This is a genomic window from Leptospira wolbachii serovar Codice str. CDC (assembly GCF_000332515.2).
In the GTDB taxonomy this organism is placed as follows: Bacteria; Spirochaetota; Leptospiria; order Leptospirales; family Leptospiraceae; genus Leptospira_A; species Leptospira_A wolbachii.
This window is the reverse complement of the sequence record NZ_AOGZ02000013.1, coordinates 211,058-223,735: the sequence shown is the minus strand read 5'-3', so window position 1 is coordinate 223,735 and position 12,678 is coordinate 211,058. Positions and strand designations below refer to the sequence as shown.

Genomic DNA, 12,678 nt, shown 5'->3' with positions numbered 1-12,678 from the left:
TTCTTGACCTTGGTTTGTTTCGGTATAAAAACTTGGTTGTAACCATAGGGGGAAGTGATGAAAAAAATTTTCATTCGAACTGTCGTGTTGATGTTAGCTGGAATCGTTTTCGGTAATTGTATTTATACAGAACTCCGAACTCCAGGACTTGCTGCTAATATGACACAGTATGTGATGACATCTGAGGATTACCAAATCCTTGGACCGGTAGAAACCCAAGGGGAATTTGTATCTTGGTTTTTAGTTGTAGTAACAGGAGAAACAGGTTATAGCGAACTATTAAAACAAACACGAGAAAAAGGGGGAGATGATATTATCAACTACCGTTTTGAATTACGTCAAAAGAGTATCTTACTTATAGTTTGGAATCGAGTGATCTGGAATGCTTCCGCAATTGCTATCAAGTATAAAGATAAAATAAAAAAATAACGGATAAGATTTTACTTTGTATCTGTATCTCTAAACAAGATTAGAAATTTAGAGGGAATTTATTTCCCTCTAAGTGTAATGACAAGTTTAACATTGTTTAGTTTTTTACCTGTCTTTTTTAAATAACTTTCTTTTAGTTCCTCTAGAACTTTTGCCTCAAGCTCTTCGTCCATTTCCACATCTGTAATCTCACCGGTTTCTTCATTGAGAGCATGGTGGTGGGGCCCGATGTTCGAATCAAAATGAGTCACTCCATTTTTTAATTCTAAAGTCCCGAGCATTCCTTTTTCAGCAAAGAGTTTGAGGTTATTGAAAATGGTCGCCCGCGATGCATGGGGGAAGTGGGAATTGACCAAATGGAACACTTCTTCCGCAAAAAGGTGTTGGTGGCGTTCCAAAAGCAAGTGTGCCATTTCCAATCTTTGTGAAGTGGGTCGGATCCCATGAGATTCGAGTAGTTCCTTGGTTTTTTGGTAACTTAAATCCATTTCAGTTTCACCTTCTCTGTCTGTGTTTTTTTGTCAATAATTAGACTCAATCTAAAAAATCATTTCTACGGAATGCTAAGGGAAATTCCATTCTTTCTACCTTGCGTTTTCCTATTCTCCGGCCCTTGCCGGGTCTTTGAACGACGACCACCTTTAAAAAATTCTTGCAGTTCCGTTAGATCTCTATTCAATCCTTCCGGTGTTCTCCGGAGAATCTATGAAACATCTAAATTTGTTCTTTCTTCTCCAGCGGAGTTTGGTCTTACTTTGGACTTGTCGATGAAATTCTTTTTGTTATTCGCATTCTTATCTTTTGTTTCACTGAATGCAGAGGTTGTATCATTGGAATCGGGTTGGACATTCCAACAAGAGGGAGAACCAGAATCCAAGCCAATTTTGGTTGGAGTTCCTTTGGTTGATCAAGGATACAGAGTTCCTATTCGCGGGAAGTATCGATTGAAAATTACTGTGCCCATTCTTCCTGAAAACTCGCAGGCCATTTATATGGATCGGGTCCATTCCGCTGATCAAACTTTTTGGAATGGATCTGCCATAGGTTCCACCGGAAGTTTTACTCCTGAATATTATCCTTATTGGCATAAAGTCCGTTATTATGAAATTCCCATTTCTCTTTTAAAACAAGGCGAAAATGAATTGGTTGTGGATATAGAATGCCGTGAAACACAGTTTAGGTGTGGTTTGTTTCGCTCTGTTCCCATTTTTGGCTCTCAAGATCAGATTAAAGATAAAATGATATTCGAAGATGTGAACCAAATTCTCATCGCTGCATTATTCTTTGGAATTTTTCTTCAACAAGCAATTGGTTATGCATTAAATCGATCTTCTAAATCTGGATTGTATCTGGCGGGAACGGCTGTATTTTTTGTTGGCTGGCGGTTACCCGTTTTAAATAAAATCCATTTTTTAATGATCCATCCAGAAATTCTGGTTCGATTGTTATTTTTTTGTCAGTTTTTATTTCCCGTCTTTATCATGTTATTTGTTCACACTCTTTTTGATAGGCGTATCACAAAACTTGCTGTGATTACATTTTTTTTAGATACCGTTCTTGGTTTTATTCAGTTGTTTTCTATGGATCCGGATAGTCGGTTTTATTTAGTTTATCTTTGGTATATATTACTCGCAATTAAAGTCCCCATTTTAGTTCAGCTATTGGCTAAAAATTATAAAAAAACAGCCGAGGCGGTTGTAGTTTCTCTCGGTGCCCTTGTTGCCACTTTTTTTGGGATTGCTGATGTCATCACTGATGTTGTTACCGGAAAAAATGCGTATTTAACACAATATGGAATTTTGACTTTTTTGTTTGCGGGTGTGTTTGCCATCGCTTTACAAAGTGCAAGGACAAGAAGAGAACTTAGAAATCTAAACGAATCTTTGGAAATGATTGTCACTCTTCGTACGCAGGAGTTACACAAACAATTTAAATTGTTACACGATGATTTGGTAATAGCAGCTGGTTTACAGTCAAAATTAATACCTCCGATGGAATTTAAACACAATTCACTGAGTGTTGCCTCTGTTTTTATGCCTATGGAAAAAATCGGAGGTGATTACTTCGATTACTACATTCATGAAGATGGATCCATTAGTTTTTTGTTATGTGATGTTCTGGGGCATGGAATTGCGGCAGCTCTCATTGCAAGTATGTTGAAAGTAAACTTTTTAGAGATTGCTCCAAAAGAAAAGGATCCTGCTACATTTTTATTAGAACTAAATCTAAAGATGTTACCTGTTGTTGAAAAGAATTACATCACTGCGGTTGCTTGTCACTTTGACTTAAAGAAATCTATAATCAAATATTCCGTTATGGGTCATCCAAGTCCTTATTTTATGAATGTTATTTCTAATTCCTTGGCGCCTCTTCCTGGACGAGGACCGATCATGGGTTGGAAAAAAGATGTTTTTGTCGAAACGTTTTCTAGGGATTTGAAGTCGGGAGACCGTTTCTTCTTTTATACGGATGGAATCACAGAGAGCCAAAATAAGAGTCGAGAATTATATGGAGAATCTCGCTTAAAAGAGCAGTTAGTCGGTGGATTAGATCTTTCTATTTCCGAATTAAATGAAAAAATCAAAAGTGATATTCGAAAATTCGCATTTCGTTTGTCAGATGACGTAACATACTTTACGATCGATATCAAATGAAAGCGATTTTGGACCGATTGGGAATTCGTCGGTTACTCAATTTAGGAGTCACCGAACAACTAGGGTTGGAAGCCTCTGTTCGCGTCCAACTTTCAAACCTAGTTGCTTTTTTAGGAATTATCTCAAACATTCAGTATTCTGTTTTTTTTGTCATTGCAGGTGCTCCGCATTACCAATTCATGAATTTGATTCATGCAATTGTAATTTCTTTATTGGTATTGGTTTTGTATTTGAATACGAAGGAAAGATATTCTTTATCACGAATCATATTGGTTTTTACAATTTCTGTTCCCTTGTTTTTTGTTTCGACTATTAGTTTTGGAACTTCCGGGGGGTTCTATTATTATTTCCTAATGTTTGCCATTGTTCCCTTTGTTCTTTTTTCTTATGAGGAAAAGTGGTGGATCCTTTTTGTCTTTCTAATGAACACAGCGTTCTATATTTGGTTTGAGTTTTTTGGTAGTCCTGGTTCGTTCGCCAAGGGAACACTTTTATATCATAAAGAAGTTCAAGACCTATTCCGTATCAATTCTGTTGTTTCTTGTTTATCTTTTGTTGCTTTGTTTATGTTTTATTTTTTAAGAAATATCAACAGAATCCAAAAAGAAATGATTCGAATCAATGACCATAAGGATCGAATTTTTTCTATCTTGGCTCATGATTTAAAAGGACCGATTGGAACTATGAGTACGTTTTTGGGTTATATCACAATTTCCTTACCTGAAAAAGAAGAACTTATATTTGCTTTGAACGAACTCAAAAAAAGTGCAAACCAAACTTATTTGGTATTAGAAAATTTACTAGATTGGGTTCGGAATGAAACGAAGAAGACCCAATGTAATCTAGAAAAATTGAATCTTTCTTTGATCTTAAAAAATGCATTGGATATACTCAATATGCAAGCAACTGAAAAAGGGATCTACTTTGAGACAAAAATCTCTGAAGAACATTTTATTTACTGTGATGAACGAATGACTGCTACTGTGTTGCGTAATATTTTATCAAATGCGATAAAATATTCTCATCCAAATGGAAAGGTTTTGATTGAAGCAGAGCCTGTTTCTCATTTTCTGAAGATTTGTTTTGAAGACCATGGGGTTGGTATGGCACAAGACCTTCTGGAAAAAATAATCGAAGGCAAACGTTTTGCTTCTGGGTTTGGTACTGTAGGAGAAAAAGGAACAGGTCTCGGTCTTCTTGTTTGTATGGAACTATTGAAGGAACAGGGAGGTTCGTTTCGGGTAACCAGTAAACCGAAAGAAGGTACAAAAATCACCATCCAACTTCCTCTCGCAGATTAAATTCATTTCTTTTTTTTTAAAGTTCGAGTCCAATCTTTAACTATGTGGCCATCTTTTTATTTTCGTTGGTTAACCAAATTTGTCCCGACGGGGACTGTGGAAATATACCCAGAACTATCAGATTCGTATGAAACGAATCTTCCGAATGTATTTATCATCGGGGACCTAACGGGAGTTCCGCTGCTAAAATTGGCGGCCGAAAGCGGAGTAAATGTTTGGAAACACATCAGAAATAATAAGACAAATTGTTTGGACGCAGTGATTATTGGATCTGGGCCTGCTGGTTTGTCTTGTGCCTATGAAGCCAGTCGTTTGGGAAAAAAATATGTGGTTCTCGAGGCAAACCTACCATTCCAGACCATCCAAAGTTATCCAAAACAAAAACCAATCTTTGCTGAACCCAAAGGCTTAGAACCTTTATCTAAACTTAAAATTCAAGATTCAATCAAAGAGGATTTGTTAGATTATCTCAATGCGTTACTAAAAAAAGAACCAATCGAATTACATTCTGGTAAACGAGTTTCTTCCATTCGGAATGATGGTTCTCTTTACATTGTAGAAACCGAAACTGGGGATTCTTATCTTACCCATTCCGTAGTGATTGCGATCGGAAAATCGGGTGACCCAAAAAGGTTAGGTGTGAAAGGTGAATCGAGTCCTTCTGTATCTTACCGTCTCTTCGATCCTTCTGATACCAAGGATAAGTCTATTGTAATCGTCGGTGGCGGTGATAGTGCCGTCGAAGCCGCTATCGCATGTTCAAGTTATGCGAATGAAGTAGTTTTGATTCATAGAGGAAAGGAGTTTCCAAGGGCGAAAGAGGAAAATAGAAAAACTTTAGAGGTGAAGGTTCAGGAGGGAAAAATAAAACTTCTTATGGAAGCAGAGGTGACTGAAATTTCTGAGCAAAATATTTTTGTGAAAACTATTCTCTCATCTATCAAACTAAAATCTGATTTAGTTTATGTTTTGATTGGAACAACACCGCCAATTTCGTTTTTAAAAAAAATAGGAATCAAAATCCAAAATGAAAAATCATTTTCGGATTGGGTAGGATTCTCTTCTCTTTTTTCATTCGCTGTTCTTGCCTATTTCGGAAAAGCTTCTTTCTATGGACCGGGCTGGTTCTCCCCATTAGCCACAGCCTTCGCTAGTATATCGGTTCTTTCTTTGTCCCTTTTTGTTTATTTAAAGCTCAAGGCTGGACTCGGTGCTTTTCAACCTTGGGTTTTTATAAGAAACACCTATCTCCTCGGAGCCTTCGTTTATTTTCTTTATGTGTATCTGGCAGCTACTTATTTCAGTCATACTCTTTTTGGAAAGTATCCTTCCTTCCACTATACTATGTTATACTCTCTAACCATATTGGTTTTTGGAGTTCGAAGGATTTTAGTTCGGAAAACGGATTATATTTTTTACCAAACACTTAGTTTGATTTTTATACAGGTTTTATTTTTGTTTTTGTTGCCTGAATTGATTTTACCTGCTCTGGGAGATTTGGGTTACTTAGGTAGCCCCGAAGGATATATCCGTACAGAGATTTTTCCGAATGATGCGTATTGGAAAGCATACGGATTTATTTTGGCCTGGCCCTTAAGTATGGGGGTTTTGTATGATAGTGGAATCACCAATTTCTGGTTAGGTTATGGAATTCTCTTCAGTTTTGTATTCATTCCTTTGCTGGTTTATCGGTATGGAAAGGGTGCTTATTGTGGTTGGATTTGTTCTTGCGGTGGCCTTGCGGAAACATTAGGTGATGAACATAGACAAAAGATGCCTCACGGAAAATGGGCTTATCGATTGGAACACTCTGGACAATACATCTTGCTCGTTGCTTTTCTCCTTACGCTACTCAAGTTAGTTGGAGTCTACGGTAAGCTAATGGATCCAAGTTTAGTCATGAGTGAGGCTATTGCTGATTCTGTAAAATGGATTTATGATATCGTTGTAGATATTGGACTTGCAGGTGTAGTGGGTGTTGGTTTTTACTTTCTGTTTTCTGGACGGATATGGTGTCGGATGTTCTGCCCTCTGGCATCCCTAATGCATATTTATGCTAAGTTCAGTCGATTCCGAATATTTTCCGATAAAAAGAAATGTATCTCTTGTAATATCTGTACAAAAAATTGCCATCAAGGAATTGATGTTATGGGTTATGCCAGCCGAGGAATTCCAATGGATAGCGTACAATGTGTGCGTTGTTCTGCTTGTGTGTCTCTTTGTCCGACCGATGTATTGGAATTTGGACAGTTGACTGCTTCTGGAGTTCGGTATGACTCTATTCAGGCAAAGTTACGGAAATAGAACTTGAACAGTTTAAGAGAAGACATCGAAACTCTTTTTGTTGAGGGTGTTCGTGCCGCAACACCCAAATTTCTTTCGTTAGAGTTTTGGAACCAACATTCCGAATTAAAGAAAATTCTAAACAATCCAGATAAAAAAACTTATGTTTTTGCTCTAGGGAAAGCAGCTTATGCAATGGCACTGTCTTTTCAGGAATATTTTTCAGTCGATGCAGGTTTTATCCTCACAAAATACGATCACCTTCCAGAAGAGATCAGATCCAAAGGTCAGATGGGGGTTTGGAAATGTAGAGAGGCATCTCATCCTATCCCAGATACAAATTCCGAATTATATTCTCGCGAAGTTTTACAAGATCTTTTGGGTTTAGATGAAAACCACCAATTGGTTGTTTTGTTATCGGGAGGAGGGTCTAGTTTATTCGAAATTCCAGAACTTGGATTTAGTATAAATGATGTAGTCCAATTAAATCAAACTTTATTAAGACAGGGACTTCCCATCCATGAGATCAATGCGGAGAGGAAAAAATATTCTGCTGTAAAATCAGGTAAGTTATTAAAACTTTTGAATCCAAATTTGAAGGTTTATACTTTTGCGATCTCTGATGTATTAGGTGACGATCCATCAATCATTGCGTCAGGACCAAGTTATCCTGGGAGTGAGTATTATATTATGGGGAATTTATCTGCCTCCCTAGCTGCTATGAAAAAAAAAGCAAAGATGTTAGGTTTCGAGGTTAAAGTCATTTCTGACGTTTGGGACCACTCTAGTGAAGATACCGCAGAACTTATGTTTAACGAATTTATAAGAGCCAAAAAAAATGATAAAAAACAAGCCATTTTACTAGGTGGTGAAATGGTTTGTCCAGTTCTTGGAGATGGCAAAGGGGGACGTAACCAAGAGACTGCACTTCGAATGGCCATCCTTACAGGATCTTTAGATAAAGATAGGGATTGGATGTTTCTTTCGTGTGGAACGGACGGAACAGATGGACCCACCGATGCTGCCGGTGGGATTGTAGGACCAGAAACTTGGGAGGAAATGAAGGCAAAAGGTTGGGACGCAAAGAGAGAACTTAATCGATCCAATTCTTATCCCATATTAAAAGATACAAATTCCCTTCTTTTCACAGGTGCCACGGGAACCAATGTAAATGATCTTTTGGTTCTTTTATTAGCGGAAAGGAATTCCTAGTTTCCGATTTTGTCCTGACCAGTAAATTTGAAAGAGTGGATTTTGCCACCGACTCCTTCCAATCTTAGAATGTATCAATTCTTCATCTACTTTCTTGAGTATATTGACATGGTCTTTTAGAAAACGCCATTGGACTTCTTCCTTTTTCTGAGGAGATAGGAATTCTTTTGAGATATTAAAAACCGATTCTTGTAACCCAATCAATGCAGGAACTAATATAGAACGAACTGCTTGGTAATCAAAATTTGATTTTCTCGCAATTGATTCGTGTAACCACCATAAGGTTTCTGAATAGGCTTGCTTTGATAATAGACTAGAAGAATCCAGGAAATTTTTTGTCCCAAAAAAGAAGGGTTTAAACAAACTTAAACAAGGAGTAGAAGTCCCTGTATAAAACACTCTAAGTGGATCTTGGTTGGTTTCTGAGGTATCCCATTCTACAATTAGACTTCCGTTCGTTTGGTTCGGAGTAGTGGGGCCTGTTGCATGTAAACAGAGAGACTTCATCGAAGAAGAAGATGGCTCAAATTCGTCCGTTTCAACGAAATGTGTTTTTAAAGTTTCCATTGCCTGTTTGGCTGTATAACTAGCCGTTTCTTTCTCTAAATTCTCTGCCGTGTTTTCGTGTAATTTTCTTCTGTCTTTACAGTGACTCATGTATGTGTAAAACTGATCACTAAAATGATCTTTAAAAGAAAAATCTCTATTGGATGTCTTTCGTAATTTATCAATTAGATTAGGAGAAGAGTAGTCAAAGTCGGAACCAATGGTAAGTCCATTAGATATGGCATAAAACGAATCTATTTTTTTTGCCACCCAATACCTGTCAGCAGTTTCTAAAACGTAACCATCCTTACGGTCAGCAATAATGAAACTGTTATGATAGAAAAACGACTTATTTTCATACCCACCGCAAGCATCTTGTCCGTATTTCTCTAGTAATTCGGTGATAAGAAACAACCCATCTTTTGCAGACTTACATCGTTCTAATGCTAAACGAATTAGGTCCATTCCAGTTAAACCATCGTTTTTTTTAGAAATTTTTAAGTTCGTAAAAACTGCTTCATTTCCAATACAAAGACCAAATTCATTCACACCCATTTCAGCACCCCACATATGGAAGGGTTTACTTAAAAAAACTTCATAAGTAACGGGAGTTTGGGGAATTTCTATATAAGTTGTACGTAATAAAGAACCTTTTTTATGTTCTAAACGAGGAACGTGAAGTATGGCTTGTGCTTCGTTTGGTTCGCGATCCGAGTTTTTGGCAAAGATTCTTTTTTGAGTCTTGGTAAATTTTTCAGTGGCAAGAGAGGTGTCACACATTCTAGAATGTTAAACAGATTTCTTTTAAAATACAAGACCAAATCAAATAAGAATATGCCTTCGATTCCAAAACAAATTTCAGAATACATCCTCATGGGGTTAACCCAGGAACAAGTCAGAAAAAACCGTACGAAGTACGGTGCCAATGAAATCAGCTCCTCCAAAAAAAAAGGAATCTTTCAGATGTTATTGGGAGTGGTAATGGAGCCGATGATTTTGCTTCTCATTTCCATAAGTATTGTCTATTTGCTTTTGGGCGATCGGGGAGAGGCATTGTTGTTATTGTTCTCTGTTGTGGGGATCATAACGATCACTTTTTACCAAGAGAAAAAGACAGAAACGGCAATCTCAGCTTTACGTTCCTTAGCGAGTCCGAGGACTAATGTCATCCGAGACCAACAAATCATTCGCATCGAAGGAAAAGATGTAGTCTATGATGATTTGTTGATTTTGAACGAAGGGGATAGGGTCCCTGCTGACTCTGAACTTGTATCCGATCGAATGTTTTCCTGTGATGAATCTCTCCTTACTGGAGAATCAGTACCAGTTACCAAATCACAATCAAATCCAGTCTTCTGCGGTTCGTTAGTTGTTAGTGGGGAAGGGGTTTGCCGTGTGAAGGCAGTGGGGAATCATACCGAGATCGGTAAGATTGGGCGAAAAATTGCTGATGAGGCCATTGGCAGAACTTTACTTGAGGTAGAGGTCGCACGTCTAGTTCGTAACCTTTTTATCGTTGCAGCCTCATTGTGTGTGATTCTTGCTCTCTACTTCGGGATTGTCAAAAGCCAATGGTTACAAGGATTACTTTCTGGACTGACACTTGCCATTGGACTCATGCCAGAAGAACTTCCTTTGGTAATGACCATATTCTTTGCGTTAGGTGCATTTCGTTTGAGCACTAAAAATGTTTTGGTAAGGCGTTCTTCCATCATTGAAACTTTAGGAGCAGCTACAGTTCTTTGTTCCGATAAAACGGGGACGATTACTCAGAATAAAATGAAAATTGGGATAGTTGTCACAGAATCGGAAACTGTCGAATTGAATCCCAATTCAAATCTGTCAAAGGAAACAAAAAATTTACTCCATATTGCTTACTGTGCTTCCAAACATCCTAGTTTCGATCCAATGGACATTGCAATCTCCGATTGTTTGGTTTTATTCCATGAAAGAGAGGATTCCGCTTTATTATCAGTCCAAGATTTTCCATTAACACCAGACCATTTAACAATGGTTCGTGTTTTGAAAGAGGGTGAAACGTACGTTAGTTATGCAAAAGGATCTCCCGAAGCAATTTTTGATTTGTGTAAATTTAATTCTTCTGAATTGGATTTTTGGACAACTAAAACCAATGAATTGGCAAATAAAGGTTTTCGAGTTCTTGGTGTTGCTAAATCCAAGTCTCCTTTGAATGAGATTCCCGAGGAAAGAAATCATATCGATTATTTGTTTTATGGTCTATTGGCATTTTTAGATCCGATTCGAGAAATAGTTCCTTTAGCTGTCAAAACTGCTTATGATTCTGGGATTCGGGTCATAATGATCACGGGTGATTATCCAGAAACGGCAAAGAACATTGCAAGTCAAATTGGGTTGAAGCAATCCGACTTGGTATATACGGGAAAAGAATTTTCGAATTTGAGTGAAGAGGAGATGCAAAAAGTCATACGCAAGTGTAATGTTTTTTCAAGAGTGAGTCCTGAAGACAAATGGCGCATTGTGCGGATGTTAAAAGCCGATGGTGAGATTGTTGCCATGACTGGAGATGGAGTGAATGACGCACCTGCACTACGTACTGCAAACATTGGTGTGGCTATGGGTGAGAGGGGAACGGATGTAGCACGTGAGGCTGCCGATATCGTGTTGTTAGATGATTCTTTTTCTTCCATATTGGAATCTGTTCGAATAGGAAGACAAATTTTTGATAACTTAAAAAAAGCTTTGGGTTATCTCATTGGCGTTCATATCCCGATAGTAGGTATTACTTTTTTTCCAATTATTTTCGATTGGCCGATCATAGTACTATCGGCAATCCATATTGTATTTATGGAAATGGTAATCGACCCGACTTGTACAATCGTTTTTGAAAGGGAATCAGCTGAATCTGATTTGATGAAAAGAAAACCGAGGAAAACCAAAGAACCTTTGTTAGATCGTGAATTGTTCATCAACTCACTCATTCAGGGGGCATTTTCCCTGTTATCGGTTGTGTCTTCCTATTGGATTACTGAATTGTTCCTAAAGGGAACTTCTTCGCCCAAGGTGGTGAGTACGGCGACTTTTGTTACATTAGTATTTTCTAATTTATTTTTAATCCTAGCTAACAGGTCGTTGCATGAGTCTATGTGGAGCCGGATGCGAATGCCCAATCCAATCATTCGTTATGTCTTTGCTGGAACTATCGGTGTACTAGTTTTATCTATGTATTTGCCCGGAATGAATACAATGTTCCGGTTTGTCCCACTTAATTTTCTGCAGTTTTCATCAGCGATACTGGTTGCATTTGTGGGGGTAATACTCTACGATATGACAAAAGTTTTAGTTTCCAAATTACTTCGTGGCTGACATGGACGTAGTCTGTTTCTAAACTTAGTAAAAGCTTATGATAGAACTCTTCTTCCCTAAAAAGTATTCTGCCCTCTGTTTAAAATCTGCGTTTTTTGGTTTTTTTGCCCATACGGGTTTTGTCCGCGGGTTACAGGAAATTGGCTTTAAACCCGCAGTGGTCACAGGTTCCAGCTCTGGTGCTATGATCGGTGCTTTGTATGCAACGGGAAGAGAGATGGTCGACTTTGAATCTCTTGTTTTGGGATTGCGAAAAAAAGATTTTTGGGAAGGAAATTCCCTGACTATGCTTGGCCGGTTGCTGCGAAAAGGCTTAAACGGCTACAGCGGAGTTTTGACTGGCAAAGCCACGCGTGACATTTTATATCCATATCTTGGGAATAAAAAGTTTTCTGACTTACCTATTAAACTAGGAATAGCTGTATCCAATCTTTCCAAAAACAAACGAGAACTCATAACAGAAGGAAACGTACTCGATGCAGTAATGGCATCCATTGCCTTTCCTTTTTTGTATGAAGTCCAAGAATTTCAAGGAGAAGAGTTTTTGGATGGTGGCATCGGTGATGGTGAACCCATCAAAGAATTAATTTTAGATCCAAGTATCGACCGCATTGTAATCCACCAAATCAACAATCACAGACCATTAAGTCGAAATACCATGAAGCGAGCGTTAGATGCTTCTGTCCAAATTATTGAATCTGAATCCGAGGACTTAAAATCTTTATTGGCAAAAGAAAAAGGGAAAAAACTCATTCGATTAGAAACAAACACTCCTTATTTATCTCCTAATGATTTTTCTAAGGGTAAATTTGCGCTTGCCGAAGGTAGAGGAACTGCCTACCGACACAAGGCTGAGATTTTGGGAGATTTAGAATTACCTGTATTTGGTTTTTTTAATCAATAATAAA

General features: G+C 37.9%; 9 protein-coding genes. 7 read left to right on the top strand and 2 right to left on the bottom strand.

The annotated features are described in order from the left end of the window. Positions 1–57 precede the first annotated feature (57 nt). On the top strand, positions 58–429 hold the full coding sequence (locus tag LEP1GSC195_RS05080) for an LIC11742 family lipoprotein (RefSeq protein WP_040506377.1): 372 nt from the start codon (positions 58–60) through the stop codon (positions 427–429). Between the two features lie 59 nt (positions 430–488). Here the strand turns inward: LEP1GSC195_RS05080 and perRA are convergent, their stop codons facing one another. Then, a complete protein-coding gene (perRA, locus tag LEP1GSC195_RS05075; RefSeq protein ID WP_015680236.1) occupies positions 489–917 on the bottom strand; it encodes a peroxide-responsive transcriptional repressor PerRA in 429 nt (142 codons plus the stop codon). 279 nt (positions 918–1,196) lie between these two features. Between perRA and LEP1GSC195_RS05070 the strand changes: the two genes are divergently transcribed. From LEP1GSC195_RS05070 to LEP1GSC195_RS05055, 4 genes are read left to right on the top strand one after another with little or no spacing between them, the layout of a single operon-like run. Continuing rightward, complete coding sequence (locus tag LEP1GSC195_RS05070) at positions 1,197–3,083, top strand: PP2C family protein-serine/threonine phosphatase (protein ID WP_015680298.1); 1,887 nt, start codon at positions 1,197–1,199, stop codon at positions 3,081–3,083. Then, positions 3,080–4,384, top strand: a complete 1,305-nt coding sequence (locus LEP1GSC195_RS05065) for a sensor histidine kinase (RefSeq protein WP_015680372.1) — start codon at positions 3,080–3,082, stop codon at positions 4,382–4,384. Before LEP1GSC195_RS05070 ends, LEP1GSC195_RS05065 begins: the two co-directional genes overlap by 4 nt. A gap of 42 nt (positions 4,385–4,426) precedes the next feature. Further along, positions 4,427–6,688, top strand: coding sequence for an NAD(P)-binding domain-containing protein (locus LEP1GSC195_RS05060; RefSeq protein WP_015680382.1), 2,262 nt, complete (start codon positions 4,427–4,429; stop codon positions 6,686–6,688). A 3-nt stretch (positions 6,689–6,691) separates the two neighbouring features. Continuing rightward, the gene (locus tag LEP1GSC195_RS05055) at positions 6,692–7,879 is read left to right on the top strand and encodes a glycerate kinase type-2 family protein (RefSeq protein WP_015680336.1); all 1,188 of its coding nucleotides are present in this window, start codon (positions 6,692–6,694) and stop codon (positions 7,877–7,879) included. On the opposite strand, the gene LEP1GSC195_RS05050 is transcribed toward LEP1GSC195_RS05055, so the two are convergent. Next, positions 7,859–9,205 carry a C69 family dipeptidase gene (locus LEP1GSC195_RS05050; protein ID WP_015680261.1) on the bottom strand — a complete coding sequence of 449 codons (1,347 nt, stop codon included), beginning with the start codon at positions 9,203–9,205 and terminating at the stop codon, positions 7,859–7,861. The two genes, LEP1GSC195_RS05055 and LEP1GSC195_RS05050, sit on opposite strands and share 21 nt — an antisense overlap. 54 nt (positions 9,206–9,259) lie before the next feature. On the opposite strand from LEP1GSC195_RS05050, the gene LEP1GSC195_RS05045 reads away from it, so the two are divergent. Next, positions 9,260–11,770 (top strand): cation-translocating P-type ATPase, encoded by a 2,511-nt coding sequence (locus LEP1GSC195_RS05045; protein WP_040506375.1) that lies wholly within the window; start codon positions 9,260–9,262, stop codon positions 11,768–11,770. A gap of 37 nt (positions 11,771–11,807) precedes the next feature. Beyond that, positions 11,808–12,674, top strand: coding sequence for a patatin-like phospholipase family protein (locus tag LEP1GSC195_RS05040; RefSeq protein WP_015680280.1), 867 nt, complete (start codon positions 11,808–11,810; stop codon positions 12,672–12,674). Positions 12,675–12,678 lie beyond the last annotated feature (4 nt).

Bases quoted from the DNA above. Each gene is read 5' to 3' on its own strand.
- LEP1GSC195_RS05060 (WP_015680382.1), top strand. From the start codon at position 4,427: ATGTGGCCATCTTTTTATTTTCGTTGGTTAACCAAATTTGTCCCGACG.
- LEP1GSC195_RS05040 (WP_015680280.1), top strand. From the start codon at position 11,808: ATGATAGAACTCTTCTTCCCTAAAAAGTATTCTGCCCTCTGTTTAAAA.
- LEP1GSC195_RS05070 (WP_015680298.1), top strand. From the start codon at position 1,197: ATGAAATTCTTTTTGTTATTCGCATTCTTATCTTTTGTTTCACTGAAT.
- LEP1GSC195_RS05080 (WP_040506377.1), top strand. From the start codon at position 58: ATGAAAAAAATTTTCATTCGAACTGTCGTGTTGATGTTAGCTGGAATC.
- LEP1GSC195_RS05065 (WP_015680372.1), top strand. From the start codon at position 3,080: ATGAAAGCGATTTTGGACCGATTGGGAATTCGTCGGTTACTCAATTTA.
- perRA (WP_015680236.1), bottom strand. From the start codon at position 917: ATGGATTTAAGTTACCAAAAAACCAAGGAACTACTCGAATCTCATGGG.
- LEP1GSC195_RS05050 (WP_015680261.1), bottom strand. From the start codon at position 9,205: ATGTGTGACACCTCTCTTGCCACTGAAAAATTTACCAAGACTCAAAAA.
- LEP1GSC195_RS05045 (WP_040506375.1), top strand. From the start codon at position 9,260: ATGCCTTCGATTCCAAAACAAATTTCAGAATACATCCTCATGGGGTTA.